The 24,027-nt window shown below is 61.9% G+C and carries 15 protein-coding genes; 7 read left to right on the forward strand and 8 right to left on the reverse strand.

Annotated elements, in window-relative coordinates:
• Positions 1 to 71: 71 nt before the first annotated feature.
• From I2H31_RS04050 to I2H31_RS04060, 3 genes are all read right to left on the reverse strand, one after another.
• Entirely contained in the window at positions 72 to 467 is a 396-nt protein-coding gene (locus I2H31_RS04050; protein WP_196291739.1) for a TonB-dependent receptor plug domain-containing protein, read from the reverse strand.
• 55 nt (positions 468 to 522) lie between these two features.
• Entirely contained in the window at positions 523 to 1,779 is a 1,257-nt protein-coding gene (locus tag I2H31_RS04055) for a pyridoxal phosphate-dependent aminotransferase (RefSeq protein WP_196291740.1), read from the reverse strand.
• Positions 1,780 to 1,860: 81 nt separating this feature from the next.
• Positions 1,861 to 4,338: an outer membrane beta-barrel protein gene (locus tag I2H31_RS04060; protein ID WP_196291741.1), complete on the reverse strand. Its 2,478-nt coding sequence runs from the start codon at positions 4,336 to 4,338 to the stop codon at positions 1,861 to 1,863.
• 180 nt (positions 4,339 to 4,518) lie between these two features.
• Between I2H31_RS04060 and tsaE the strand changes: the two genes are divergently transcribed.
• The 3 genes from tsaE to I2H31_RS04075 all read left to right on the forward strand — a co-directional run bounded on the left by tsaE (position 4,519) and on the right by I2H31_RS04075 (position 7,727).
• Positions 4,519 to 4,956 (forward strand): tRNA (adenosine(37)-N6)-threonylcarbamoyltransferase complex ATPase subunit type 1 TsaE, encoded by a 438-nt coding sequence (gene tsaE / locus I2H31_RS04065; protein WP_196291742.1) that lies wholly within the window; start codon positions 4,519 to 4,521, stop codon positions 4,954 to 4,956.
• Positions 4,957 to 5,057: 101 nt separating this feature from the next.
• Entirely contained in the window at positions 5,058 to 6,284 is a 1,227-nt protein-coding gene (locus I2H31_RS04070; RefSeq protein ID WP_196291743.1) for an alanine dehydrogenase, read from the forward strand.
• A 132-nt stretch (positions 6,285 to 6,416) separates the two neighbouring features.
• Complete coding sequence (locus tag I2H31_RS04075; protein WP_196291744.1) at positions 6,417 to 7,727, forward strand: acyltransferase family protein; 1,311 nt, start codon at positions 6,417 to 6,419, stop codon at positions 7,725 to 7,727.
• On the opposite strand, the gene I2H31_RS04080 is transcribed toward I2H31_RS04075, so the two are convergent.
• Positions 7,724 to 8,668, reverse strand: coding sequence for a flavin reductase family protein (locus tag I2H31_RS04080; protein WP_196291745.1), 945 nt, complete (start codon positions 8,666 to 8,668; stop codon positions 7,724 to 7,726). The two genes, I2H31_RS04075 and I2H31_RS04080, sit on opposite strands and share 4 nt — an antisense overlap.
• Positions 8,669 to 8,878: 210 nt before the next feature.
• Between I2H31_RS04080 and I2H31_RS04085 the strand changes: the two genes are divergently transcribed.
• Positions 8,879 to 10,336, forward strand: a complete 1,458-nt coding sequence (locus I2H31_RS04085; RefSeq protein WP_196291746.1) for an MFS transporter — start codon at positions 8,879 to 8,881, stop codon at positions 10,334 to 10,336.
• Positions 10,337 to 10,695: 359 nt separating this feature from the next.
• On the forward strand, positions 10,696 to 12,606 hold the full coding sequence (acs, locus tag I2H31_RS04090; RefSeq protein ID WP_196291747.1) for an acetate--CoA ligase: 1,911 nt from the start codon (positions 10,696 to 10,698) through the stop codon (positions 12,604 to 12,606).
• Between the two features lie 96 nt (positions 12,607 to 12,702).
• Here the strand turns inward: acs and I2H31_RS04095 are convergent, their stop codons facing one another.
• The 4 genes from I2H31_RS04095 to I2H31_RS04110 all read right to left on the reverse strand — a co-directional run bounded on the left by I2H31_RS04095 (position 12,703) and on the right by I2H31_RS04110 (position 18,210).
• Entirely contained in the window at positions 12,703 to 14,658 is a 1,956-nt protein-coding gene (locus tag I2H31_RS04095; RefSeq protein ID WP_196291748.1) for a hypothetical protein, read from the reverse strand.
• A gap of 67 nt (positions 14,659 to 14,725) precedes the next feature.
• Complete coding sequence (locus I2H31_RS04100; RefSeq protein WP_196291749.1) at positions 14,726 to 16,210, reverse strand: exonuclease domain-containing protein; 1,485 nt, start codon at positions 16,208 to 16,210, stop codon at positions 14,726 to 14,728.
• Between the two features lie 229 nt (positions 16,211 to 16,439).
• Positions 16,440 to 16,907, reverse strand: coding sequence for a PA2169 family four-helix-bundle protein (locus tag I2H31_RS04105; RefSeq protein WP_196291750.1), 468 nt, complete (start codon positions 16,905 to 16,907; stop codon positions 16,440 to 16,442).
• Between the two features lie 94 nt (positions 16,908 to 17,001).
• Positions 17,002 to 18,210, reverse strand: coding sequence for an AI-2E family transporter (locus tag I2H31_RS04110; RefSeq protein ID WP_196291751.1), 1,209 nt, complete (start codon positions 18,208 to 18,210; stop codon positions 17,002 to 17,004).
• A 181-nt stretch (positions 18,211 to 18,391) separates the two neighbouring features.
• On the opposite strand from I2H31_RS04110, the gene I2H31_RS04115 reads away from it, so the two are divergent.
• On the forward strand, positions 18,392 to 20,320 hold the full coding sequence (locus I2H31_RS04115) for a DNA topoisomerase IV subunit B (RefSeq protein ID WP_196291752.1): 1,929 nt from the start codon (positions 18,392 to 18,394) through the stop codon (positions 20,318 to 20,320).
• 191 nt (positions 20,321 to 20,511) lie between these two features.
• Positions 20,512 to 23,664, forward strand: coding sequence for a DUF7948 domain-containing protein (locus I2H31_RS04120; RefSeq protein ID WP_196291753.1), 3,153 nt, complete (start codon positions 20,512 to 20,514; stop codon positions 23,662 to 23,664).
• The last annotated feature ends 363 nt before the right edge of the window (positions 23,665 to 24,027 follow it).

Consider the following 24,027-nt stretch of genomic DNA (forward strand, 5'->3'; position numbering starts at 1 on the left):
ATTAATACCAACAAGCGAAAAGAAAAGGGCCGCCTCAATTGAGGCGGCCCTTTTCTTTTCGCTTGTTGGTATTAATTATTCTTTGTTGTGATAACAACGGCACCATTAATGCCAAGCTGACCGTATCGAACAATGGCACTGTCTCCTTTGACAATAAGAATGTGCTCGATGTCTTGAGGATTGATGCTATTAAGCCCCTCAATGTTCATGATTTTGCCATCATTCACATTGGCAATTTTACCGTCTATTACAAAAAGGGGCGGAGGAATTCGATTATCACGAAAAGTGAAGGGTTGCTTGCTGTGAGAGTCCGAAACGGCTTCGCCAGTGACGGTTGGCTTAATTGCCGGTACAGATTCAATTCTTCTGGCTTGAATAGCTGGAATAGCTTGGGCATGCACTTTTATTGAAAGCACCGTTGCAACAATGAAACAAGTGGGGATGCTGAAAGCAGCTTTGGGCGTCATTTTACGATTTTAATGAATGATGCCCGATAATTAGAGTTTACACATGCCGCAGTTTTTATTTTAGTTTATCCAGCGCCGCCCGCAGCCGGGGCAACGCCGCCAGAATAGAATCCGTCGTTTCGGCGCCCACCGAGGCGCGGAACCACGGTTCCGAAGCTGGTGAGCCAAAGGCGCTGAAGGGCACCAGCGCCAGCTTGGCTTCGGAAATGAGGTAGGAAGTCAGCTCCGCGGTGGTTTTCAGCACGGTGCCGTCGGGCGCGGTGCGGCCCAGCACGTCAATCTTGGCGGTGAGGTAGATGGCGCCGGCAGGAGCCACAGCATCGACGGGGTAGCCGGCGGCCTGCAGTTCCTTTAAGCCGTCGAACAAGGCTTGCAGGGAGCTTTGCAGCTTGTGTTTGGATTCGGTCAAAAAAGCATCCACCGCGGCGGTGTCGGGCATGAAGTGGGCGGTGGCTACCTGCTCGGCCTTGGGCGCCCAGGCACCCACGTGACCCAGGATGGATTTCATCTTCTCAATGATGGCCGGGGGGCCGAAGCTGTAGCCCACGCGCACGCCAGTGGCCGCGAAGCACTTCGAAATGCCGTCGATGTACACGACATAGTCGCGCAGCTCGGGGCGCAGGCTCACCGGGTCGTGGTGCTGGGTATCGCCGAAGGTGAGGAGCCAGTAAATCTGGTCGTAAAGGATGTAAATCGGCTTCTCATCGGGGCCGCGGCGCTTGTTTTCGGCTATCACCAGCTCGCAGATTTCTTCCAGGCCAGCCTTGGTGAACACCGTGCCGGTCGGGTTTAGCGGCGAGCACAGGGCTAGCAGCGTGGCGCCGGCCACGTGCGGGGCCAGGTCGGCGGCGGTGGGCATGAAGCTGTTTTCGGCGCGGGTGGGCACGGCCACGGGCGTGGCGCCCGTCAGGTGGCAGTAGTGGTTGTTGTTCCAGCTGGGCAGCGGGAAAATCACCCGGTCGCCGGGGTCGACCAAGGCACGGTAGGTGGCGTAGATAAGCGGGCGCGAGCCGCCGGCAATCAGTATGTCGTTTGGCCCGTACTCCAACCCCTGGCGGGTTTTCAGGAAGTCCGAAACCGACTGGCGCAGCTCGCCGATGCCCGCGGCCGGCGGGTAGTTGGTGAGCCCGGCCTGGTAGGCCTGCGTGATGCCCTCGGTGAGGCCGGCCGGAATGGGAAAAATCTTCGGGTCGAAATCGCCGATGGTCAGGTTGCAGATGTTGGCGCCCTGGCGCACCTGCTCGCTCACCTGGTTGCCAATGCGAATGATTTCGGAGCCGCTCAGGCCGGCGGCCATCTTGGATACTTGCATAGAATGGAGGGGGCGGGCCGATAGTGCCGCACCGGCCGCGAAGGTATTTCAGGGTTGCCAATTGGGCGGCCCCTGGCGCACTTACTGGCTCGCCGCGCGACGCAACTCGTCCTCGGCGCCGGCCATGCGCTTGCGGGCCGCGGCCACTTTGCTGCTGCCGAAGCGGTAGGTGAAGGCGGCTGTGGCCACCCGCGTGTCCTGCCGCTGCAGGAAGCTTTCGGAGAAGCCGGTGTACACCGAGGTGAAGCGCCCGGGCGCCGTGTAAAACACGTCGGCCACGTTCAGGCGCAGCGTGGCCTGCTTGGCCCAAAAGCTGCGCTGAAAGCCCACCAGCACCTGCTCACGCGGCCGCCCCTGCTCGAAGCCCCAGATTTCACCCGATTGAAATGTGCCATTCAACTCCGCTGTCCAGCCGTGGGGCAGGCTGAAGGTGTTGTTGGCCGACAGCTGGCAGGCGGGCTGCTGGCGGTCGAGCACGGTGCCGGCCAGCTCGCCCTGGAACCGCGAATAGTAGAAAACCCCATTGGCGTACAGGGTCCACCATTTGGCGGGCTCCAGCGGGGCCGTCAGGGTGAGGGCGAGGTACTGCTGCGTGCTCAGGTTGACGTCGCGGTTCACCACCTGGCGGCCGCCGTCGGGCGCGGGCTGCACCGTGGTGATGATGGGCAGGTGGGTGTGGGCGTAGGTGAGGGCGGCGATGAATTTCTGCCGGTACGTGTGCGTCAGGTCCACGTTGTAGCTGGTCTGGGCCACCAGGTAGGGGTTGCCGGAGCGGTAGGAAACGGCGTCGACGTAGGCCCGCAGGGGGTTCAGCTGGCCGTAATTGGGCCGGTCGACGCGCCGGCCGGCCGTGAGGGCCAGGGCGTGGCGTGCATTGAGGGTGCGCTGCACGGAGGCCGTGGGAAACCACTGCAGGTACTGCTGCTCGCGCATTTCCTCGCCGGCCAGGGTGGTGCGAATGGTGGCCTGCTCGGCGCGCAGGCCGGCCTGGAACCTGGTGCTGGCGCTGCCGCCGCGCACGGCCGCATAGGCGGCGTTCACGTTCTCGTAATAGTCGAAATTGTTGGAGATGTTCGGCTGGTAGGTGCCGTTGTTGAAGAACAAGGCGACGTTGCCCGAAACCACCCGGGTCGATTTCAGGCCCATTTCGAGGCGGCTGCGGTAGGGCAGAGGGCGGCTGTAGTCCAGCTTCAGGGCCCCGATGGACAGGTCGTTGCGCTGGTCCCCCGTGAGCAAGGAGGTGGGCAACGCGGGCTCCTCGTAGTTGGTGTACAGGTCGAGGGAGCGCGTGGTGGAGTAGCGGGCATAGTCAGCATCGGCCGTCAGGCTCGCCGCCGCGGCCGAGTCAGCAAACACGTGCCGTAGGTTGAGGTTGGCGCTGCCATTGGGCCGGTTGATGCCCTGTGCCGCCAGCGACTGGTACCGGCCGGCGGGCCCGCCGAGCTCATCGGTAAACTGCGTCCGGGTGTCGTTGTTGGTCGTGGTTTCGCTGAACAGGCCCGTCAGCGAAACGCCCGCCAGCGTCCGTTTCGACAGGTTTACGTCGGCCCCCAGCCGGGCGCTGTGCGAGTGCAGGTTGAGCACGCGCTTGCCCGTCACGGTGCTATTCACGGCGGGCAGCCCCGCCGCGGCCCCGTACTGCCGGTAAAACTCCTGCCGCACGAAGTCGTTGCGGTTGGCGTAGGTGTAAGTGCCGTAAAAATTCGTGTTTTTGCGCCGGTGGTTGAGCGCCAGGCCGGTGGTGAATTTGCCGTACTCGCCGCGCCCGTAGCTGACGTTGGCCGAACCGTTGGTGCCGAGGCGCTGGTCTTTTTTGAGGTTGATGGCAATGACGCCGGCGCCGCCCTGCGCGTCGTACTGCGCCGGCGGGTTGGTGATGAGTTCGATGCTTTGCAGCTGCTCGGCGGGCAGGGCGCGCAGGTAGTCGGCCAGCTCGGCCCCCGAGAGCGGCACGCGCTTGCCGTCCACCACCAGCAGCACGCCCTGCCGGCCGCGCAGGGCCACGCCGGTTTCCGTGGTCACGCCGGGCGCGCGATTCAGCACGTCGAGGGCCGTGGCGCCGGCCGAAAGCGGGCTGTCGGCCACGTTCACCACGGTGCGGTCGGCTTGGTGCTCAAACAGTGGCTTGCGGGCCGTCACGGTCACTTCCTTCAGGGCCGTGGCCTGGCTCACTTCCAGCACGAGGGCGGGCAGCGCAATGCCGGCCGGGGCCAGGGCAAACGGCGCGCTCCAGGCGCGGCGCAGGCCCACCTGGGCCGCCGACACCACGTAGCGCCCGCCCGGCGCACCTTCCAGCCGAAAGCTGCCTTTTTCGTCGCTAAACTCCGTCTTTACCACCACCGAATCGGCGGCCCGGTGGAGGGTCACGGTCGCGAATTCCACCACCGGGCCCGGGCCCGTGGCCACGGTGCCCCGCACCGCCGCCTTGCCCTGGGCCCGGGCCGGCACCAGGCCCGCCAGCCAAAGCAGCAGAAGCAGGGCAAAGGCCGCCAGTCGCCCGGGCCGGGCCCCCAAAAGCTCAACACGTGACCAGGCCGGCAGAAGGTATGAGATGCGCACAGGAAGGGGGTAGAGAAGGAGTGAGACAGCTGCCGCGCGGAAAAACGAGGGATTCAAAAGCAGGCTAGCGTCTTTTGTTTGACCAGGTTAGGCAGCGCAACGAAGCATAAAGGTCAGGGTTTTGCGTCATTTATCCAAAGCCGGTGCGCGGCTCTGTGGCCCAGCCGGTAAATTTGCGGCATGCTTCCGCTCTTCCTTGCCGTTCCCTCCCTCCAGGCGCTGCCGGCCGCGGCCCGGCAGGTGCGCGCGGCCATCGACGAATCTGCTTGCACCGTGGTGGCCTTCGAAGGCGAGATGGGGGCCGGCAAAACCACCTTTATCCGGGCACTGGCCGCCGAACTGGGCGTGACGGACGACGTGAGCAGCCCCACGTTTTCGCTGGTAAACGAGTACCGCGACGGCCGGCAGCGGCCCGTGTACCATTTCGATTTCTACCGCATCAACTCCCTCGCCGAAGCTGAACAGATGGGGGCCGTAGAGTACTTGGATTCGGGGTATCTTTGCTTGGTGGAATGGCCTGCGCGGGTGGCCGAATTATTGCCCGCGCCGCGCCTCGAAGTCCGCATCAGCGCGGTGAGCGCCGAAGCCCGCGAAATTTACCTGACCCTTATCCCGTAATCTCCGCCTTATATCAATTAAATATCAGTAGCTAAACAAGCTGGCTTGCAAGCAGTCGGCTTGCCTTGATGATTGTTAATTGGTAAGTATTCCTTGAAATTATGCCCGAGCAGCTACCATCCGGTTTTGAGTCCCTGGCCACCAGCCGCGCCTATTTCACCCAGGAATCGATGCTGGCCGTGGAAACCCGGAAGCGCAAGCTTTTCATCGGCTTGCCCCGCGAGACCTCGCTCCAGGAAAACCGCCTCGGCCTCACGCCCGAAGCCGTGCAGCACCTGGTGAGCGCGGGCCACGAAGTGGTGATGGAAGCCGGTGCCGGCGAGCCCAGCAAGTACGCCGACCACGCCTACTCCGAAGCCGGGGCCCAGATAGCCTACTCCACGGAGGAAGTGTACAAGGCCGACGTGCTGCTGAAAGTGGCCCCGCCCACGCTCGAAGAAATTGAGCTGCTGCACCCGGGCCAAACCCTGATTTCGGCCCTGCAAATGGGCTCGATGACCCCCGAATACATTGCCGCGCTCTCGCGCAAAAAAATCAACGCCATCGGCTTCGAGCTGATGAAAGACCCCAGCGGCGCCCGCCCCGTGGTGCGCGCCATGAGCGAAATCGCGGGCTCGACGGTGATGCTGGTGGCGGCCGAGTACCTGGCCCGCTCCAACGAGGGCAAGGGCATCATCCTGGGCGGCATCACGGGCGTGCCGCCGTCGCAGGTGGTCATCCTCGGGGCCGGCACGGTGGCCGAGTACGCCGCCCGCGCCGCCACCGGCCTCGGCGCCGAGGTGAAGGTGTTCGATAACCACCTCTACAAGCTGCGCCGCCTCAAGCACAACCTGGGAATGCAGCTCTATACGAGTACGTTAGATACGTTTGCCCTCAGCCAGCAAATCCGGCGGGCCGATGTGGTTATTGGCGCCCTGGCCGTGGAGGACGGCCGCATTCCCTACATGGTGCCCGAGGAAATGGTGGCCACCATGTCGTCCGGCTCGGTCATCATCGACGTGAGCATCGACCAGGGCGGCTGCTTCGAAACCAGCGAAATGACCAGCCACAGCAACCCGGTTTTCCGCAAGTACGACGTGGTGCACTACTGCGTGCCCAACATCGCCTCGCGCGTGCCCCGCACCGCCACCAACGCGCTGAGCAACATTTTCACGCCCATCCTGCAGGAAATCAGCCAGCACGGCGGCATCAACGAAGTGCTGTTCACCAACGAGCACTTCCGCAGCGGCGTCTACATCTACCGCGGCTCGCTCACGAATGCCATGATTGCCAAGAAATTCAACCTGCGGTATAAGGAACTGGGGCTATTGATTGCGGTGCGGAATTAAATCCGACTACCGGCACTGGTTAATGCTGAACGGCGCGGGCCCAGTGCTCCGTTGGCGGCAACGAAATGAAGTAAAAAACACGATACTAAAGAGGGCTTTTTTGCTCGAATTTTGTTCGCGAAAGAGCATCTGATGATTACCACGAATTATACTGCTGCACCGAACAATATTTCTGCCACCGCAAGCGGCAATACTGTGCTGCAAGCTGCTAATACTGCCAAGACTAAATTTAATTTTGACCTCGAAGCGCTGCGGGCAGTTGCGGCTATTATCGTCGTTTTATCGCATGTGGTCAATACAGTCAATACCCTGGACCCGGCGTATCACCCCGGCGGCATCTGGGCATACGCCGCGCCGGGCCATCTGAGCGTATTGCTATTTTTTATCCTTTCTGGCTATGTTATCGGGAAGGCGCATGCCGTGCCGCTGCAGAGAGACACCATTTTGCTATACCTAAAAAAGCGGTTCGTTAGAATTTATCCAATTTATTCAATCTGCATTCTTTTTGTTTTACTGGTACTTGTTAAAAGCCCTTCGTTAGCAATAATACTTAGTCATTTATTCCTTACGCAAGGACTGACCACACCAGTACTTCATGATATTGCTCCTTCGTGGTCGCTTACCTATGAGATAGTATTCTATTTATTGTTCATTCCCATTTCTTATTTCAGGGCAAATCCGGTGTTTATGGCTATTGCCATGGTTATGCTGGGAACAATAGCAGCGTACTTTTTTCCAGGCTTTGCCAAGGGCCTGCTGCCGACGTATGCTTTCGGCTTCACGTTCTGGCTGTGTGGGCTGATTTTGGCCAGGTATTCGCGGCCCGATGAAAGCACTGTTTCTTACGCTTCAATGGTGGGCATCATCCTGCTGTTTCTGACGCTGGGAGTGCTGGATTCGCCGCCGGCGTTGCTGCACCGCGTGCAGCTTTTTTTGCTCAGGAAAGACCTCACCATTGTGCCAGCCGGCCAGGACGCGTATCTGGCTTTTCGGGACTTTGCTTTTTTGCCTTATTGCGCCGTGATGGTGGCCATCTTTGCCGGCATCAAGCTGAAATTCCGGAAAGCCCTTATTGCGTTTATGACGCTTCTGCCGGCCCTGAGCTTGGTGCATTATATGAAAGCGGAAGACGGGCACCCACCCGTCGCGCTGTTGTTCACGGCGTTATTTTACGCGCTTTCCATCGTTTTCTTTCTGTTTCCGGCCCGCCTGGAGCAGTTTTCCAAGAGAATAATAAAAGGACTAGTGCCACTGGGCAGCATTTCTTACGGGCTCTACATCGTCCACTTTCCGTTGCTCTGCCTCATCTTGTCGTTCAGCGCGTTTTCGGGCTCGGGCCTTACTTATTGCGTACGCTTGGCTGTGTTTCTGCTCCTCACGTTCAGCGCCGCTTATTTCCTGGAAAAAGTGTACCAGCCCCGGGTGAGAAAGGCAATCGGCTAGCCCTTACCCGCGTTTTTATTTCCGGATAGCAGCAGGGTTTTCCACGCCTCCACCAGCCGTCCTTCGGCCAGGAACTGCCGGCCCAGTTGCAGCAATTGCTTCTCCAGCGCTGGAGCATCGTCGCGGTATTTATTAATTAGGTAGGCTACCAGGGGCTCAGTTTTGATTTCGTCGACTTGCTCCGGCGTGGGCAGGGCGTTGCGCTCGATGTTGGCCAGGCGGCCCAGCTCGTTGCCGGTCAGCACGTCGCTCTGGCGCAGGAAATCGGGCAGCTGGTCCATACCGATGCCGATGTGGCGGTTGGGCTTGGGCACCTCAAACAGGCTGGCGCCGCTGGCCCGGCAGTACCAGTCGCCGCCGAGACGGGCCACGGCGTCCAGCTTGAACGGGTCGATGCCGGTGGCGTCGGGCAGCAGGATGTCCTGGCGGAAATGGGCGCGCACCACCCGGCAGATGATGAGGTTGCCGGCGCCGTGGTTCTGGCCCAGCTCGATGATTTGCTCCACCACGCACTCGAACGCGGCGGGTGCTTCGGCCACGCGCGGCGGGCGCACCTGCTCCGAGGCCAGCTCGGTGAGGCCGGCTTTGGTGAATTCGTTGACGCCCTTCTCGTACTCGGTGCTGGCCAGGGACATCTGCTCCACCAGCGCAAAATCGCAGATGTTGATGACGACTTCGGGCACTTCGCGCACGTTTTGCAGGGTGTGCTTCTGGGAGTTGTCGCGCACGCGGTTGGCGGGCGAAAACACCAGAATGGGCGGGTTGGCGCTGAAGGCGTTGAAGAAGCTGTAGGGGCTCAGGTTCACGCGCCCGTCGGCGTCCACGGTGCTGGCGAAGGCCACCGGGCGCGGGGCCACGGCCCCCACCATAAACGGGTGCCACTGCGCCGGCGTGAGGTCGGCGGGGGTGAGGGAATGGAAAACGGGAGGGGTGGAGGCCATGGCAAAAAGCAGCGGAAGGGATTTGAAGGGCCAAAGCTAGAACAGTTTCCGGCGTAGGGGCGGGGCTTACTTCCGCCCACCGGCAAACAGAATAGCGGCGGCGCTGCGAAGGAAGGGCCAACCTATCTGGCGCGTTCCGTTCCATTCCGCCCGCCGTTGGGTTGTATGTTGCCGGCCGGTTTTGATAACAACCCTCAGCAGCGAAGTCAGATGGAACAGGATTTACCCACCGCGGATGCCCCGGCAGTGCACGACAACAACCGCGTGGACGAACGCACGATTTGGAAAGTCATCACCGCTTCATCGGTCGGCACGGTCATCGAGTGGTACGATTTCTACATCTTCGGCTCCCTGGCGGCCATTATCGGGCCGGTGTTGTTTGGTTCGAAGGGCAAGCCGGAGGAAACCTTGCTGGGGGCGCTGGCCGTGTTCGGGGTGGGGTTCATCGTGCGGCCGTTCGGGGCGGTGGTGTTCGGCCGCATCGGCGACATGATTGGGCGCAAATACACCTTTTTGGTGACCTTGCTGATGATGGGCGGGGCCACCGTGGCCACGGGCCTGGTGCCGAGCTACGACCGCATCGGCTGGGTGGCGCCGGCCATCGTGCTGGTGCTGCGCCTGTTTCAGGGGCTGGCGCTGGGGGGCGAATACGGCGGGGCCGCCACCTACGTGGCCGAGTACGCCCCCGACCACCGGCGCGGCTACTTCACCAGCTACATCCAGATTACCGCCACGGCCGGCCTCATCCTGAGCATCCTCGTCATCGTGCTCACCAAGAAAGCCCTGCCCAATGCCGACTTCAAGGCCTGGGGCTGGCGCATTCCGTTCCTGCTTTCGGGCGTGCTCATCGTGGCTTCCTACTACATCCGCAAGCAGCTGCACGAGTCGCCTTTATTTGCCAAAGCCAAAGCGGAAGGAAAAACCAGCACCAGCCCCCTGCGCGACTCCTTCCTGAACCCGGTGAACCGCCGGCTGGTGCTCATTGCCCTGTTTGGGGCCACCATGGGGCAGGGCGTGGTGTTCTACACCAGCCAGTTCTACGCCTACTCCTTCATGCAGAATGCCCTGAAAATGGACTTGGTGGATGCCAGCATCGTGCTGGTGGCCAGCATGGTGGTGGCCACGCCGCTGTTTATCTACTTCGGCTCGCTCTCCGACCGCATCGGGCGCAAGCGCATCATTATGGTCGGCATGTTGTGCGCCGCGCTGTTCACGGTGCCGCTGTTTTATGGGCTGAAAGCCTACGCCGGGCCCCTGACCAACGTAACGCCGGCCACGGTGGATGCCGCCGGCCAGGCCGTGGCGGCCGTGCAAAAAGCCCTCACGCCCAACCTGCCCATGATGACGCTGCTCACCTTCTGTCTCGTCTTGTTCGTGACGATGGTCTACGGACCCATTGCGGCTTATCTGGTCGAGCTGTTCCCCACCAAGGTGCGCTACACCTCGCTCTCGGTGCCCTATCACATTGGCAACGGCATCTTTGGGGGCTTCGTGCCGCTGGTGGCCACCTGGATTGCGGGGTGGGCCAAGGACCAGCCCGCGGGCACGTTCCTGAAAGAGCACGCGGCCCTGTCCGGCCTCATCTACCCGGTGGTCATCGCGGCGCTGTGCTGGGGTATCGGTTCGGCGCTGATGAAGGATTCGCGCAACGTGCGTATTATGGAATAGGGGCCGGGGCCGCCACCGGCGGGGCCCCGATACCTGCGGGTTCTGACGGACTGCGTAGTTTTCCAGCCCGAACTTCCCTTTTGATAATAGCCAATCTTTATAACCCCATCTCCGAACCCTTTTCAGCCGTTGCCGGAAAGCATTCGGCAAGTCCGGAATACTTTCCCGGACATGCCGAATGCTTTCCCGGACATGCCGGAAAGCATTCGGCATGTCCGGGAAGCCGTAACCCAATCCCCGGAAACCATTTCCCAACTCCTGGAAGCCATTCGGCCGTTGCCGGATGGCATTACCCAAGCCCCGATTGGTTTCCCCCAAGCCCTGTAATTCTTTCCCTGTTCACCCAAACGCCTTTTCCCATGTCCTCCCGCATTCGCACCCTTGAAGAATACCACGCCGCCTACCAAAAGTCCGTCGAGGACCCCGACGGCTTCTGGGCCGACGTCGCCGCGCCCTTCACCTGGCGCCGCAAATGGGACACCGTGCGCAGCGGCGAGTTTTCGCCGGCCGGCGACAGCAAGTGGTTCGAGGGCGCCCGCCTCAACATCACCGAGAACTGCCTCGACCGCCACCTGGCGTTGCGCGGCAACAAGCTGGCCCTCATCTTCGAGCCCAACGACCCCAAAACCCGGCACCTGCGCCTCACTTACCGCGAGCTGTACCAGCAAGTCTGCCAGTTCGCCAACGTGCTGCACGCCAACGGCGTCGAAAAAGGCGACCGGGTTATTATTTATTTGCCCATGATTCCGGCGCTGGCCATTGCCGTGCTGGCCTGCGCCCGCATCGGGGCGGTGCATTCGGTGGTGTTTGCCGGTTTCTCGGCCACCGCCATCGCCGACCGCGTGAACGACGCCGACGCCCACTTCGTCCTCACCGCCGACGGCCTCAACCGCGGCCCTAAGCAGATTCCGGTCAAAAGCGTGGTCGATGAGGCTTTGCTGCACTGCCCCGGCGTGCGCCGCGTCATCGTGGTGGAGCACCTGGGCTGGCACGTGCACATGCAGCCCGGCCGCGACGTGTGGTTTCACGAAGAAGCCCAGGGCGTGCCCCTGACCTGCCCGGCCGAGGAAATGAAGGCCGAAGACCCCTTGTTCATCCTGTATACCAGCGGCAGCACCGGCAAGCCTAAAGGGGTGGTGCACACCACCGCTGGGTACATGGTGTGGGCCGATTATACCTTCCGCAATGTGTTTCAGGTGGAGGAAAACGACGTGTACTGGTGCACCGCCGACATTGGCTGGGTCACCGGCCACACGTACCTGCTCTACGGCCCGCTGCTGGCCGGCAGCACTTCGCTGCAGTTCGAGGGCGTGCCCACGTACCCCGACGCCGGCCGCTTCTGGGAGGTGATTGACAAGCACAACGTCACCATCTTCTACACGGCGCCCACGGCCATTCGCAGCCTCATGGCCACGCCTTTGGATAATGTGCTCAGCTACTCGCTGAGCAGCCTGCGGGTATTGGGTTCCGTGGGCGAGCCCATCAACGAGGAGGCCTGGCATTGGTACCATACGCACATCGGGAAGGGCCGCTGCCCCATCGTGGACACGTGGTGGCAGACCGAAACCGGCGGCATCATGCTCTCGGCCCTGGCCGACATCACGCCCAGCGTGCCCGCCCGGGCCGGCCTGCCGTTGCCCGGCGTCCAGCCCGTGCTGCTCAACCAGGACGGCACCGAAATCGAGGGCAACGACCGGGAAGGCTACCTCGCCATCAAGGCCAGCTGGCCCGCCGTCATCCGCACCACCTGGGGCGACCACGAGCGCGCCCGCCAGACCTATTTCCAGCCGTACCCCGGCTACTACTTCACCGGCGACGGCGCCCGGCGCGACGAGCAGGGCCTCTACCGCATCATCGGCCGCGTCGACGACGTCATCAACGTGAGCGGCCACCGCTTCGGCACGGCCGAAATCGAAAACGCCATCAACCAGAACGAGCACGTGGTGGAGTCCGCCGTCGTCGGTTACCCGCACGACGTGAAGGGGCAGGGCATCTACGCCTACGTCATCTGCCAGCACGGCGCCCCCAAAACCGACGCCGAAGCCCGGCAGTGGGAAGCCAGCATCATCGAAACCGTGGTGGCCGAAATCGGCAAAATTGCCAAGCCCGACAAGATTCAGCTCGTGTCGGGCCTGCCCAAAACCCGCTCCGGCAAAATCATGCGCCGCATCCTGCGCAAAGTAGCCGAAGGCGAAACCAGCAACCTCGGCGACGTGACTACGCTGCTCGACCCCGCCGTGGTGGACGAGATTCTGGCCGGGAAGAAGTAGCCTCCCGCTAAGCAAGTAAAGACAACGGGCCGCCCTGGAGATGATTCCAGGGCGGCCCGTTGTTTTGGCGTTGTTGGCCCGCTGCCGGCAACGCCTTTATTCTACCACCAGCTGGCGGCTGATGGCGTGTCCGGTGGCCGGCTCCAGCACCCGCACCACGTACAGGCCCGCGGCCAGGCCGGCCGGCATGGCCAGCGGCACGGTTTCGGGCCCGGCGGCGTGCTGCAGGGGTTGCGGAGCCATGATTTCCCGGCCCAGCGCATCGGTGACGTGCAGCGCCAGCGCGCGGGCCGGGCCCGTGAGGCACAAGCCGGGGACGCGGCCCCGGCCGCTGGGGTTGGGGGCCAGCTGCGCCGTGAGGTCGGCAATGACGCCGGCGCGGCTGGCCAGGGCCACAAACAGGCCTTCGTCGGCCCCGATGTCGGGCCGCAACGGGTTGCGCAGGTCCGAATCGAGGTCGTTGGCCACGGGCAGGGGCGTGGCCGAAAGATTGGTGCCGCCCCCTTCGGCGAGGGTGAAAAAACCGGATTGCAGGTGCGGGTCGGTGGTCGCATTCACGAAAGGCGGCAACTCGGTGAGCGAGGCCTGCTCCACCGTGGCCATGCGCGTTTTGTACTGGGCCAGGGTCTGGTCGACGGCGGCGGGGTTGGCGCCCACGGCGGCGCCGTAGAAAATCAGCTTTTCGGCCGAGGGCGTCCCGGCGTAGTATATGTTGTTGTTGGAGCCGGCGGCCACGCTGGTCAGCACGGTGTTGTTTTTGAAAAACGCTGCTCCGATGCCGCCCCCGCCGCTGGCCAGGCCGCTCACCAGGTTCACGAAGATGTTGTTGCGCAGGTCCACCGTCGGCGAGCCCGACATGAAGAGCGCGGCGCTCTTGTTGGCCGGGTTGGTGGCGGCGTAGCCGATGACCACCGTGTTGTGGTAGGCATAGTTGTTCCCGCCCCGGAAGCTGAACGCCCGCACCGAGGTGCCCGCGTTGCTGCCCACCGCCCGCACGTCGTACACCATGTTGTTGGCCAGGTAATTCGTGGTGCCAGCCGTGATGTCGAAGCCCGCCGCAAAGCCGTTCGTGCCCACGGCCTCCACGTCGTAGGCGCGGTTGCGCAGGAAGCGGTGGGTGGTGCCGCTGTTCACGTAGTAGCCCATGGCAATGCCGTTGGTGCCGCTGCTGCTCAGGCCGTGCACGCGGCAGTCCGTCACGTCCACGCTGTTGGTGGTGCCCGTGGAATAGATGCCGTACACCGAAGCGGTGCCCGTCACGCCGCCCACTTCGGTGTTGAACACCCGGGCGTTGGTTTGCGATTTCAGGTAGATGCCGTAGGTGCTGAAGGCGATGCCGCCCGGCGTGCCCGCGGGCGGCACGCCCACGCTGAACACCCGGCTGGCGGGCCCGGCGGTGCCGGGCGTGGGCCCGATTTCGGTGCCGTCGTCGTAGACCGTGGTGGTGCCTTCCAGGTCGTAGCCGTAGGAGCAGTTCTGCACCGTGAGGCCGTAGAAGTGGTTTTGGTCGTTGCCGCCGTTCAGCAGGGCCACGCCGTTGGTGCGGGTGGTGTTGGCCCGGTTCAGGGTCACGGTGGCGTCGCGGAAGGTGTTATGGGTGGCGCCGTTTTGCAGCAGGTAGCCGTACTCCAATTGCTGCACGGCCGTGGTGTTGGCCGCCTTGTCCTCCACGTCGATGCCGATAAACTGCACGTAGTCGGCGCCGTCGAGCGTCAGGGCCGCGTCGGTGGCGCCGGTGCCCGTGCCCTGAATTCTGGGATTGAGCCCGGCCGACCCCCCTCTCTGAAAAATAATGGGCCCCGCCGCCGTGCCGCTGGCCGTAATGGCCGGGATGGTTTCATCAAATACGACCCCGGCCAACACATTAAACGTGACGCCGGTAGCTGCCACGCCGCTTGCGTTCAGCGCCGTCACGGCTGCGGCGAAGGTGGTAAAGTTATTCGGCCCGGTGCCCAATGGATTTATGGTTCTGACGCCGCTCAATTGTGCCTGCGCGGGCGCGGCGGCCAGCAGCGAAAAGCCGGCGGCAATGGCGAGTAGTTGGTTTTTCATGGGCGAAGAGGGAAAAAGTAAACAGTCACTTGCGTAAATGTAAAAAACTTCCCATCACTCACCGGAATCATCCAAACACTTTCACCTTCTCGCCCTTGCGCTTGGTGCGCAGGTGCAGCCGGATAATCTGCTGAATGTCCTTGTTGTCGGCATAAGGCTGAATGACGTCGCGGAAATCGGCCAGCTTGCGCGCCGAGAACGTTTCGTCGACGAAGGCGAAGCCACGGTAGCGCCCGTTCTCCACCAGCACAATGCTTTTCTCCAGCTCCGTGCGGCCGGGTCCAATCACCACGAAGCTTTCGTGCTCGTAGCTGATGCTGTCAATGGCCTCGTCCACGCGCAGGTTGTAGCTCTCGGGCGGCTCCTGGCCCACGCAGGCGCCCAGGCAGCGGTGCACCTGGTAGTCGAAGCAGGGCCCGGTGGTTTTATACAGGCCGCACAGCTTCTGGCACAGGTTGTACTTGGCCACCTTGTGGTAGAGAAAGCCCTGCGCCTTGTACTGGTTGCCCAGCGCGATGATGGGGATTTCGGCGTTGCGGGCGTCGGCGCGGCCGTAGGCCAGGCGCTTGTAGCCTTGTTCATCCACTCGCAGGTAGATGCCCGCCGGAAACACCGAGCGCCGCTGCGCCCGGTTGTAGGCCGGCTTCATCTGCTTAATCAGGTGCGACTCGTACAGCAGCGCCACCAGCTCCGAACCCGTCAACTCCCAGGTAATGTCGGCAATGGAATTCTTAAATTCCAGGCTCTTGCGCGACTTCACGTCAATGGCAAAGTGCTGCTGAATGCGCTTGTAGATGTTGATGCTCTTGCCCACGTAAATCACTTCGCCGGCCTCGTTGTGGAAGTAGTACACGCCCGTGGCCTGCGGCAAACTGGCCACCAGCTCCGGCGATACCAGCGGTGGCAGCAGCGCCGTGCGAATGGCCTCCTGCATGGCCGCCACGCGCTTGGGCTTGGGCGCTTTGGTGCCATCGGGGCGGCGGCCGGCGGGAGCGAGGGCGTCCACGCGGGCCAGGGTGTGGCTGGTGTCGGCGCCGTGGGGCAGGTCTTCGCTCTCGTTGGTAATCTTCAGCAGCTTGCCGAAAAGCAGAGCCGTAGCGTGGGCATCGCCGGCGGCGCGGTGGCGGCCCTGCAGCGGGATGCCGATGTTCTGGCACAGCTTGCCGAGGCTGTAGCTGGGCTGCCCCGGTATCAGGCTGCGCGAGAGGCGCACGGTGCACAGCGTTTTGCGCGAATAGTTGTAGCCGAGGTCGGCAAATTCCTTCTTCAAAAACGAGTAGTCGAACCGCACGTTGTGGGCCACGAAAACGCAGCCTTCGGTCATTTCTACCACTTTGCGGGCCACTTCGTGAAACTTGGGCGCGTCGCTCACCATGTCATTCGTAATGCCGGTGAGCTGGGTGATAAACGGCGGAATGGCCCGGCCGGGGTTGAGCAGCGTGGCGTACTCGTCCACGATTTTCTCGCCGTCGTGGATGTAGATGGCGATTTCGGTGATGCGGTCCTGGGTGGGCTGCCCGCCGGTGGTTTCAAGGTCGATGATGGCGTACAAATCGCGGCGCGGAAGGTGGTCGGTAGGAAGGCTAACAAACTTAGCCCGGCAGAAGGTTGCATGAAAAAAGGCCGCCCGGAAGGGTGGCCTTTTTTCATGGAGTAAAAGTAAAGAACGTCATGCTGAGCTTGTCGAAGCATCTCGCTTGCTTCAACTAATCAATGTTTTTGCAACGATTGAGTTACAATCACAAGCGAGATGCTTCGACAAGCTCAACATGACGTTTTGTTTATTTCACTTGCCCTTTCAGCTGGGTAATTTTGTTTTTAGCCGCCAGAATCTGGCCATGCTGCTGCTCCACCACCGAGCGCACGTCGCTCGGCAGGTCGGCTTTCAACGCAGCCTCGTAGGCCGTCAGGGCCGTGGCGTCGCCGGTTTCGCACTCGCCCAGGATGGCCGAGTCGCTCTGGCCGGTGATGGCCGATTTCAGGTTAATCCAGCCGCGGTGCACGGCGGCAGCGGCTTCGGTCACGGCAGCTTCGACGCCGCCCACGGCATCACCGGCCACACCGAGGCGATTGGCTTGCTGCTGCAGCTCCGACTCAAACTGGGCGCGCTGCTGCGAGAGCTGACTCAGCTCGGCTTTGATTTGGGGGTTGCTGGCGCCTTCGGCGGCTTCCTGGTAGCCCTTGGCGCCGGTGTGCGCAATGGCGAGCAATTCGCTGAAGGCCTGGTTGGAATTGTTGGTGGTATCCATTGGAAAGAAATGGGATTGGTGAATGGAAAGGAGTGGTCAACTATACTGCTGTGCCCGCCAGGGGGTTGTATAAAATTTAGCCCTTGCTAAATGCCTATATCCGCTTAATCATTCGCCAGGCCTTGGCCATAAAGCCGGGCTTGTCGTCCGATTTATCCTTCTTGGTTTCTTCGCCGTCGGTCACGTCGCCGAGCAGGAAACCCCAGGGTTCCATCGCCTTGTTCGCATCAAAGACCACCTTCAAAACCGCCGTGAGCGGAATGCTCAGAATCATGCCCGGCGTGCCCCATAGCTCGCCGCCCAGAATGAGGGCGATGATGGCCGCCATGGGGTTAATGCTCACTTTCGAGCCCGTAATCATGGGCGTGATGAAATTGCCTTCCAGGAATTGCACGAGCACAAACACGCCCACCACGGCCGCGGCCTTGCCCGGCGAGCCGGTTTCGACCAGCGTAATAAGGGCCGGAATGGTGGCGCCCACCATGATGCCGATGTAGGGAATGACGGCCAGCACCGAGGCGAAAATGGCGAAGAAGATGGCGAATTTCACGTCGAGCAGCAGCAGCCCGATGCCGTTCAGCACCGATACGATGACGATGACCGTGAGCAAGCCCTGAATGTAGGCCTGCACCACCGTCTGGATGCTGTCCATGGTGTGCAGCACGGCCGTGCGCTTGTCGGGCGCCACGAAGCGGAACATGAACTGCCGCATGTGGTCGCGGTAATACAGAAAGCAAAAGATGTAAATCGGTATCAGCGTGAGCACGCTCAGCACGCCGGCCGTGGTGCTGATGGTGCTGCCCAGAAAGCCGCCGGCCGACTTCTTGGCCGAGCTCAGCGACGAATCCAGAAATTCGTCTTTGCTCATCACGCGCATCCCGAAGCGGTTGTGCAGCCACTGCTGGCCTTGGTCAAACATCACCGCCAGCTTGGCCTGAATGAGCGGCAGCTCGGCTTTCAAGTCCAGAATCTGGGAACCAAACAGGATGATGAGCCCCACAATGCCGCCCACCAGCAGCAGAATAGCCACCAGAATGGCCAGCACGCGCGGCCAGCGGCGGTTTTCGAGCCGCACCACCAGCGGCAGGAGCAGGGTGGAGAGCAGCGCCGAAAAGCACAGCGGCAGCAAAATACCGTCGAGTTTGTGCAGCACAAACACGAGCAGCGACAGCCCAATCAGCAAAAACGTGTAGTAAACGAAGGGCGACTGCTTCACTTCCGAAGGCGCGTGGTGCTGCGAGGCCGAGGGAATGTTGCGGGGCTGGTTGAAGAAATTATTGGGGCGCGGAAGCAGTGGGGGCATGGGGAAGCGGAAAAAACGAGGCCCGGCGAAGGCCGGAACGGTGAACCTGGGCGCCGGAGCCGTTGTTGGCTGCTAAACCAATTGGCGGAGTCGGCTAAATATTCTGGCAACAGCGGCTTGTCCTGCCGCCAATTTGTGCGTTATTTTACTGCCTGACTGCCCCGCTTACGTATTTTTTGGAATGAACGACGAACAACTCACGCTGCCTGCCCCCAAAGCCGCCGACCACGGCTACAACGAAGACAGCATCCGCTCGCTGGACTGGCGCGAGCACATCCGCCTGCGCCCCGGCATGTACATCGGCAAGCTCGGCGACGGCTCGGCCTACGACGACGGCATTTACGTGCTGGTGAAGGAAGTCGTCGACAACTGCATCGACGAGCACGTGATGGGCCACGGCCGCACCATCGACATCAAGATTTCGGATTCCCGCGTGCAAGTGCGCGACTACGGCCGCGGCATTCCGCTGGGCAAAGTGGTGGACGTGGTGAGCAAAATCAACACCGGCGGCAAGTACGACTCCAAGGTGTTCCAGAAGTCGGTGGGCCTCAACGGCGTGGGCACCAAGGCCGTGAACGCCCTAAGCGGCTACTTCCTGGTGCAAAGCGTGCGCGAGGGCGTGCTCAAGGCCGCCGAGTTTGCCCAGGGCAAGCTCGTGAGCGACCCCAAGCCCCAGAAAACCAGCCAGCGCAACGGCACGCTCGTCACGTTCCAGCCCGACGACACGATTTTCAAGAACTACCGCTTCATCCCGGAGTACCTCGAAAACCAAATCTGGAACTACGTCTACCTCAACGCTGGCCTCACCATCAACTTCAACGGCCAGAAGTACTACTCCGAAAACGGCCTGCTCGACCTGCTGGCCCGCAAGGCCGACGTGGAAACAATGCGCTACCCCATCATCCACCTGAAAGGGCCGGACATTGAGATGGCGATGACCCACGGCAACGACTACGGCGAGGAGTACTATTCCTTTGTGAACGGCCAGTACACCACCCAGGGCGGCACGCACCTGGCGGCTTTCCGCGAGGCCGTGGTGAAGGCCGTGCGCGAGTTCTACAAGAAGGACTACGACGCGTCCGACATCCGAGCCAGCATCATCGCGGCCATTTCGGTGCGCGTGCAGGAGCCGGTGTTCGAGAGCCAGACCAAAACCAAGCTCGGCTCGGTGAACATGGGCGAGGACGGCCCCACGGTGCGCGGCTTCATCGTCGATTTCGTCAAGGACAACCTCGACAACTACCTGCACAAGAACCCCGCCGTGGCCGAAGCCCTGCGCAAGCGCATCGAGCAGAGCGAGCGGGAGCGCAAGGACATGGCCGGCGTGAAAAAGCTGGCCAACCAGCGCGCCAAAAAAGCCAACCTGCACAACCGCAAGCTGCGCGACTGCCGCTTCCACCTGGGCGAAAACGCCAAGGACGGCGCCGAAAAAGAAGCCCTGACCACGCTCTTCATCACCGAGGGCGACTCGGCTTCGGGTTCCATCACCAAAAGCCGCAACGTGGAGCTGGAAGCCGTGTTCAGCCTGCGCGGCAAGCCACTGAACTGCTTCGGGCTGAAGAAGAAAATCGTGTACGAGAACGAGGAGCTAAACCTGTTGCAACACGCCCTTAACATTGAGGAAGGCATTGAGCACCTGCGCTATAACCGCGTGGTGGTGGCCACCGATGCCGACGTCGACGGCATGCACATCCGGCTGCTGCTGCTCACGTTCTTCCTGCAGTTTTTCCCTGATTTGGTGCGCAACGGCCACGTGTTCATTCTCGAAACGCCGCTGTTCCGCGTGCGCAACAAAAAGGAAACCATCTACTGCTACACCGAGCAGGACAAGCAAAACGCCATCCGCAAGCTGGGCAAAAACCCCGAAATCACCCGTTTTAAGGGCTTGGGCGAGATTTCGCCGGAAGAATTCGGCAAGTTCATCGGCGAGAACATCAAGCTCGAACCCGTGATTTTGCAGTCCGACCGCAGCATTCAGCAGGTGTTGAACTACTACATGGGCAAAAACACGCCCGCCCGCCAGGAATTCATCATCGAAAACCTGCGCCTGGAAAAGGATTTGGTAACCAGCGACGTGCTGCCGGCGGCCGAGGTGCCCGCCGAAGCCTAGCCGAACCATGCAACCCCGGAAGGCCCAAAATGGTCAAGCCCCCGGCGAGCGCCGGGGGCTTTTTTGCGCCCCGCAGCGCTGGCGCCTTTCGCTAAAATAATTTCTTGAAAAAGGCACGCAATGGTTCGATTATTGAGCCGTTACTCACCCAAAGCGAGTTAGCTTTGAACAAACTTTCTACTCTATTATAAATGACCACATTTACCAAATACGTTTCTCTGTGTATACCCTTGGCGCTGGCGGCGGGCATTGCGCGGGCCGAGTCGCCGGCCGCCAAGCTGCCGTTTGTGGCGAATAAGGGCCAGTGGGAAAAACGAGTGAAATTCGCCGTGGACATTCCCAACGGCCGGCTTTACCTCGAAAACAACTGCTTTACCTACCACGTCTTGCCTAAGGCGGAGCACCCCGACGCCCCTCTGGAAGCGCGCAAGCCCGTGGCCAGCCACGCCTTCCGGGTGACGATGGTGGGCGCGGCGGCCACGCCGGCCATCGTCGGCCAGGAAAAGCAAACCGCCTACCACAACTATTTTCTGGGCAACGACCCGGCGCGCTGGGCCTCGGCCGTGCCGCTCTACGCCGACGTGCGCTACCGCGCGGCCTACCCTGGCATCGACGTGCGCTGGCACCAGCAGGCCAGCGGCCAGCTGGAATACGACTTTGAAGTGGCGGCGGGCGCCCGGCCGGCCGCCATCCGGCTGCGCTACGACGGCCTCGACGGCCTGGGCCTCACGCCGGAAGGCCACCTGCGGCTGCGCACGAGCGTGGGCGAACTGCGCGAGCAGGCCCCGGTGGCCTGGCAGCTGTCGGCCACGGGCCAGCGGCGGGAAGTGCCCTGCCGCTTTGTGCTGAGCGGGCACGAGGTCAGCTTCGCGCTGGGCAAAGGCTACGACCCGGCCCAGCGCCTGGTCATCGACCCGGTGCTGGTGTTCTCCACGTATTCGGGCTCGCCGGGCGGTGAGTCGGCCAACACCACCATCGCCGATGCGCAAGGCAACATGTACAACGGCGGCTACGTGCTGGGCGCGGGCTACCCCGTCACGGTGGGCGCCATCAAGTCCACCTTCATCTACGGCAACATTGGGATTTCGAAGCTTTCGGCCACGGGCAGCAGCCTGATTTACGCCACTTACCTGGGCGGCGCCAACAGCGGCTCCAACGGCTCGGCGGATGATTATCCGCTTGACTTTGACATCAACGCCGCTGGTGAGCTGCTAATTCTCGGGTCCACCATTTCCACCGATTACCCCACCACCAACGGCGCGTACGACCGCACCCTCAACAACGGCAGCTTCGGGCGCGACCTGGTGATTACGCGCCTGAACGCCACGGGCACCGGCATTCTGGCCTCCACGTTCCTGGGCGGCTCCAGCGACGAGGCGGCTTCTACTTCCACCATTCCGGGCAGCATCACCACCGACCCGGCTACCGGCGACGTGCTGGTGGGCAGTACCAGCTACTCCAACGACTACCCGCGCCTGAACCCGCTGCAAACCACGTACGGCGGCAATTCGGACGGCGTGCTCACCCGGTTGGCCCCCAACCTGTCGGCCCTGCGCTGGTCCACCTACATCGGCGGCAGCGGCGCCGAGCGCCTGCACGATGTGAAGGTGGCCCCCAACGGCGACGTGTTTGTGTGCGGCGCCACCCAAAGCAACAACCTGCCGGTGGGCACCGGCGGCCTGCTGCCCACCGCTCCCGGCAACGGCGTGGGGTTCAGCAACGACGGGTTTGTGCTGCACCTCAGCAGCCTCGGCGCCCGTCTGGCTGGTACCTACCTGGGCACGAGCAGCAGCGACGTGGCCCGCTTTCTCGACTTTGATGCCGCCGGCAACGTGCTGGTGGGCGGTGCCAGCGAAGGCGCTTATCCGCGCACGCTGGGCACTTTCGGCGCCTTGGTGCCCGGGTCCACGGGCATCTTTGTGCACAGCCTGAACCCGGCCCTGAATGCCACCTTGTTTTCCACCCAAATCAGCGTGGTCGGCTTTGGGTCCCTGAACAGCTGCAACGTGCTGACCGGCTTCGGGCGCGACAATTGCGGCCGGCTCTACTTCAGCGCTTACGCCGGAGCCATCAGCAGCCCGGGCTGCCCGCGCACGGCCGACGCCTTTTCCAACGTCCCCCGGAGCCTGTATTTGTGCGTGCTGAGCGAAAACGCCACAGGCTTGCTCTACGGCACCTACATCGGAGAAACCAATAACAACTCGGGCCCTTCCTTCAATACGCACCTGCACTTTGCGGCTTCCAACTACATCACCCGCGCCGGCATGATGTACCACATTACCTGCAACATCGGCAAACTGTTCGGCACCACGCCCAACGCGTATTCGGCCGGCCAAACCTTCTCGAATGACGGCGCGGCCTTCAAATTCGATTTGGCGCCTACGTCTACTTCGGCGTTGCAGCTGGTGGTGCAGGCCCCGCCGGCGGGCTGCGCGCCCTACGCGCTGCAATTCGTCAACATCACCAACGGGTCGAACACCTACAGCTGGGATTTTGGCGATAACTCGCCGCTTGACACCGCCAAGGCTCCCCAACACACCTACGCCACGGCCGGCACCTACACGGCGCGCCTCGTGGCCACGCGCCGCAACCCCGCCTCGGCATGCGGGCCCGCCTCGGCCACCCTGAGCCTGACGGTGGTGGTGAGCGCCCCGCCCGCCGCCCGCACGGCTTCCGACACGCTGGGGTGCAGCAAGCAGCTGGTGCTCGACCCGGCCCGCCTCACGCCGCCCGTGCTGGGGAACACCTTTACGTGGAGCAACGGAGCCCAAACGCCCACCCTGACCGTGACGGCCACCGGCCGCTACAGCGTGCAGGTGCGGCAGCAAGGGCAAGTGTGCCCCACCGTGGTCGAATACGAAATCAAAAACGCGGTGCCCAAGCCCACGCGCTCGGTGGTCGACTCGCTCGACTGCGGCCAGATGCTGGTGCTCGACCCGGCCCGCCTCACGCCCTTCGTGAGCGGCCGCGCCTACAACTGGAGCACCGGCGCCAAAAGCCCCAGCGTGACCGTGACGTCGCCCGGCCGCTACCGCGTCGAAATCGACCAGGGCCTGCTGTGCCCCGCCATTGTGGAATACGACATCAAGCTGAGCAAAACCTTCGACATCCCCAACGTGCTAACCGCCAACGGCGACGCTTTGAACGCCGTTCTGAAAGTGCCCGCTTCCTACGGCACCCCCCAGTTGAAGATTTATAGCCGCTGGGGCCGCCTGGTGTATGAAACCGCGGCCTACCGCAACGACTGGAACGGCAGTGGCCTCCCGGCCGGGGTATATTATTACCAGCTGCGCCAAGCCGGCTGCAACATCGACGTGAAAGGCTGGGTTGAAATCGTTCGGTAAGCCGACTTGCGCGTGCCAAACTGCCGGCGTGGCACAAAAAAAAAGACGCAGATTAGGTATATAACCAAAATTGTTCGTAGGTTTGAACCGTCGCCTAGGGGTAGACTAGCCGACAAATTCCACGGAAAAGCCCGCGCCTTTGGCGCGGGCTTTTTTCGTTTGGGCGGTCTGGGCCGCAAATCAGCATCTGAATATTTATTGGGGCTAGCTAATTTAGCTATTCGCGTTAGCTTGCTTTTTGTGCGAAAAATTCGGTAATTTGGGCAAATTAAAGGGTTTTGATGGTGCAGGGCTCAGCTTGTGACTTTTGCGTAATAGCTAATAATATTGGGAACTTTGCGCCGGCCCTTTTCATTGTGATTT

The sequence above is a fragment of the Hymenobacter ruricola genome (assembly GCF_015694525.1).
GTDB lineage: Bacteria > Bacteroidota > Bacteroidia > Cytophagales > Hymenobacteraceae > Hymenobacter > Hymenobacter ruricola.

Coding starts and splice junctions, on each gene's coding strand:
- I2H31_RS04095 (WP_196291748.1), bottom strand. CDS start 14,658: ATGAAAAACCAACTACTCGCCATTGCCGCCGGCTTTTCGCTGCTGGCC.
- acs (WP_196291747.1), top strand. CDS start 10,696: ATGTCCTCCCGCATTCGCACCCTTGAAGAATACCACGCCGCCTACCAA.
- I2H31_RS04055 (WP_196291740.1), bottom strand. CDS start 1,779: ATGCAAGTATCCAAGATGGCCGCCGGCCTGAGCGGCTCCGAAATCATT.
- I2H31_RS04080 (WP_196291745.1), bottom strand. CDS start 8,668: ATGGCCTCCACCCCTCCCGTTTTCCATTCCCTCACCCCCGCCGACCTC.
- I2H31_RS04075 (WP_196291744.1), top strand. CDS start 6,417: ATGATTACCACGAATTATACTGCTGCACCGAACAATATTTCTGCCACC.
- I2H31_RS04105 (WP_196291750.1), bottom strand. CDS start 16,907: ATGGATACCACCAACAATTCCAACCAGGCCTTCAGCGAATTGCTCGCC.
- I2H31_RS04110 (WP_196291751.1), bottom strand. CDS start 18,210: ATGCCCCCACTGCTTCCGCGCCCCAATAATTTCTTCAACCAGCCCCGC.
- I2H31_RS04115 (WP_196291752.1), top strand. CDS start 18,392: ATGAACGACGAACAACTCACGCTGCCTGCCCCCAAAGCCGCCGACCAC.
- I2H31_RS04085 (WP_196291746.1), top strand. CDS start 8,879: ATGGAACAGGATTTACCCACCGCGGATGCCCCGGCAGTGCACGACAAC.
- I2H31_RS04050 (WP_196291739.1), bottom strand. CDS start 467: ATGACGCCCAAAGCTGCTTTCAGCATCCCCACTTGTTTCATTGTTGCA.
- I2H31_RS04070 (WP_196291743.1), top strand. CDS start 5,058: ATGCCCGAGCAGCTACCATCCGGTTTTGAGTCCCTGGCCACCAGCCGC.
- tsaE (WP_196291742.1), top strand. CDS start 4,519: ATGCTTCCGCTCTTCCTTGCCGTTCCCTCCCTCCAGGCGCTGCCGGCC.
- I2H31_RS04120 (WP_196291753.1), top strand. CDS start 20,512: ATGACCACATTTACCAAATACGTTTCTCTGTGTATACCCTTGGCGCTG.